General features: G+C 58.8%; 1 protein-coding gene. It reads right to left on the bottom strand.

The annotated features are described in order from the left end of the window. Positions 1–441: 441 nt before the first annotated feature. Positions 442–2286: a TRAP transporter large permease subunit gene (locus tag U5A56_RS36720; RefSeq protein ID WP_374692812.1), complete on the bottom strand. Its 1845-nt coding sequence runs from the start codon at positions 2284–2286 to the stop codon at positions 442–444. Positions 2287–2289: the final 3 nt, after the last annotated feature.

Here is a 2289-nt window from a genome sequence, read left to right as displayed (position 1 = left end):
GCCATACTCGAACGCCGCCTAAACTCTCTCGTCAAGACGCGTTGGCTAGCCGCTTACCCTTGTATCGAGGCACGCGGGTTGAACGTGATCTCGGCCTCCACGGAATGCCCGAAAAAGTCGCCCGGCCAGAGCCGGGCGAAATAGCTCGCGAACCGTGAGACGCGAGCATGCGTGACCCTTAGCATTGTGCTGTCGCGTGGAATGGCCTTAGCGTCCTCGTTCGGTTCCGAGGTTCCGTGCGCCGGATGCTTGAGGTAGTCAATCGATGTGAGCACGGTCAGCCGCAGTACTACTGCTGGCTTGATTCGCCAGCTTCCTGGTCGGTGTTTTGCCGGAACAAAGGAATGCAAAGTGGTCGCATATTTCAGCCTTGTTTTGGCTGAGTTCAGGCGAGCGGCCACAACAAGCCCATTTTCTAAGAGTTCCCCATCAAGGACAGGCTTACGCAGTCTTGATAAATCCTGTCGAAAGCCACGGAAAGGCTGCGACGATAGCGAGGCCAATTAAGAGCGAAAGCATGTAACCCCAGATTGGTCGCATGCCTTCGTCAGGGTTGACATTGCCGATGGCACAAGCGGTGTAATAGCCAACTCCGAATGGCGGTGCGAACAGGCCCAGCCCCATCGACAAGACTACGACCATTGAGTAGTGCACTTCATGAATTCCCATGGAGTGCGCGATGGGGAAGAGTAACGGGCCGAATAGTACCACTGCTGGGATGCCTTCCAGTACGCTGCCCAATACGATGAAGGCGACGATGGAGACAAGGAGGAAAGTATTGCGGCCTCCTGGAAGCGACTGCATTGCGGCGGCGAGGTCTCGGGAGAATCCGGACTGCGTGAGTGACCAGGCCATGGCCGATGCGGCGCCGATGATAAACAGAATTGCACCAGACAAGACGACGGTATCGACGAGCATCGGCTGAATGCGTCGGAAATCAAATTGCCGGTAGACAACCAGGCCGACGATGATGGAGTAGACGATGCCAATGGTGGAGACTTCCGTGGCGGTGGCAACTCCTTCGACCACGGCAGCGCGAATGACGAAAGGCAGGGCGAGGGCTGGCAGCGCGAGCAGGAGGCGCTTCGCGACCGCCCGCCGCGATAAGCGCGTTACCTTGGAGACGTCCTCGTTCTTGTTGCGCATACCTACGACAATGCAGAGGCCTATGCCGAGCACGAGCGCGGGTACGAGCCCGCCGGCAAAGAGAGCGGCGATAGATACGCCCATCACGGAGCCGATAGTGACGAGAACAATGGAGGGGGGGACCGTTTCGGTTTGTGCGCCCGTCGCGGACAGGAGTGCCACGAGTTCGCCCGGCTTGGCGCCGCGCTTGGTCATTTCCGGGAACAGTGCTGGAGCGATCGCTGCCATGTCTGCGGCCTTGGAGCCCGAGATGCCAGAGACAAGGTACATTGCACCGACGAGGACGTACGACAGGCCGCCGCGAACATGTCCCAGCAAACCGGCGAGGAATTGCACCATTGCACGCGCCATTCCGGTCATTTCCAACAGCAAGCCGAGTAAGACGAATGTGGGCACGGCGAGCAGCATCACGTGTGACATACCTTCGTCCATGCGGCCGACCAGCGTCATCACGGGCACGCGAGTTGTCAGTGCGAGATAGCCGAGGGTGGCAAGTGCAAACGCAAAGGCGATCGGGACGCCGGAGAAGACACACACACCGACTACGCCGATAAAGAAAATTAGCAGGTTGAGTTGCCCGAGGCCCGAGAGCAGAGGGCCGGTCAGCCAAAACGCAACAACGAGCGCGATAACAATGGCGGCGGCGGCGTAGCTTCGTCGGTCCGTCGCGACGTCAATCAGCCGGAAGAGGCTGAACACAATCATCAGGGCAATTCCAACGGGCAAAGCGGCGGCGCGCCACGCGCCAGAAATTTCCAAGGCTGGCGTAGTGATGAATGCTTCTTCGCTCGCGTAATGATATGCAGGCACCAGTACAAGTAGCAGGAACGCGAGTCCCGCGGTGAGTGCAAGGACTGAGAAGAACGGGGTCCAACGAGCGCCTACGCGGCTGACGAGTGCGGTCATGCGCATATGAGACAAGCGGCGCACAGCCAGCGCGCTACCGAGCATAGCGAGCCAGAGAAAGAAAGTTGAGCACAATTCATCGGACCACACGAGTGGCATGTGGAAAACATATCGTGCAGCTACACCGGCAAACAACAGCACGATGACGGCGACCAAAAGGAATGCGCCGATCCATGAGACGGCGGATGCAAGGACGCGCTCGATCGTCGGGCAGCGGGACTGCGAGTTGGACAGAGT

Source organism: Burkholderia sp. BCC1998 (assembly GCF_905339875.1).
GTDB lineage: Bacteria > Pseudomonadota > Gammaproteobacteria > Burkholderiales > Burkholderiaceae > Burkholderia.
The sequence above is the reverse complement of the archived record's forward strand: the minus strand, read 5'-3'. Positions and strand labels throughout refer to the sequence as shown.